The sequence below is a fragment of the Elstera litoralis genome, from assembly GCF_000963705.1.
In the GTDB taxonomy this organism is placed as follows: domain Bacteria; phylum Pseudomonadota; class Alphaproteobacteria; order Elsterales; family Elsteraceae; genus Elstera; species Elstera litoralis.
Window position 1 is genome coordinate 1 of sequence record NZ_LAJY01000169.1, and the last position, 795, is coordinate 795.

General features: G+C 57.2%; 2 protein-coding genes. Both read left to right on the plus strand.

The window, feature by feature from the left end; translation table 11 throughout:
* The first annotated feature begins 98 nt into the window (after positions 1-98).
* Positions 99-440, plus strand: a complete 342-nt coding sequence (locus VZ95_RS07710; protein WP_045775337.1) for a PilZ domain-containing protein — start codon at positions 99-101, stop codon at positions 438-440.
* A 77-nt stretch (positions 441-517) separates the two neighbouring features.
* The coding region (locus VZ95_RS07715) for a hypothetical protein (protein WP_045775338.1) at positions 518-795 on the plus strand (278 nt) is incomplete at its 3' end.

Consider the following 795-nt stretch of genomic DNA (forward strand, 5'->3'; position numbering starts at 1 on the left):
ACGTTTTAAAGATCTCGTTCTGAAAAAGATCGATTTGATCTCGATGACCCGGCGGCCACCGTCAAGACGGGCCGTCGAAGGCAAAGCCAGCGGAGGCGATGCCGAAGATTACCAATGTGGCGAAGGGCGAAAAGCGCAACTACACGCGGTTCAGCGAGCCAAAATTGCAAGTAAAGCTGGCGGATAAGGTTTATACGACGATCGATTGGTCCATCGGTGGGTTGTTGATCGCGGGCTATGATGGCGATTTGGATCAGGGGGGCGAAACCCAGGCCAATTTCTGTCTGGTCGGCGGCGACCGCAATTATACGGCGACCATTCGGGTGGTGCGCTTCGACTCGCGCCATAAAACCCTCGCCGTGCGCTTTACCCGCTCTACAATGGATGCCTTGGAGTTTTTCCGGAATTTGATGAAACAGCACGCCCAGCGAGCGGTATAGTCCGTCCGGGCTTGAACGGGCGGTCTGCGGGCTGCCGGTGAGCTTCTCTTTCTCCTGTTTGGTGCGCCCCCCTGGCTATGAGTGACGTTCGCGCGTTTCCTGCTTCCGATCGGACCACGCTGATCGCCGGTCTCCTGCGTCTGACCGATATTCTATTGGTGGCGGTGGTGGCCTATGTCTTGTTCTGGTTTCAGAACGATACACTGCGCGCCCCGCATTATTACCATCAGATCATTGTGCTCGCGGCGCTCCTGACTGCGAATTTCACCCATGTCGCGGGCATTTACCGCCCGGTGGTGTTGGCGTCGACCTCGTTGCAAGTGGTGCGTCTTGCCGCAGCTTGGACGATGGTGGG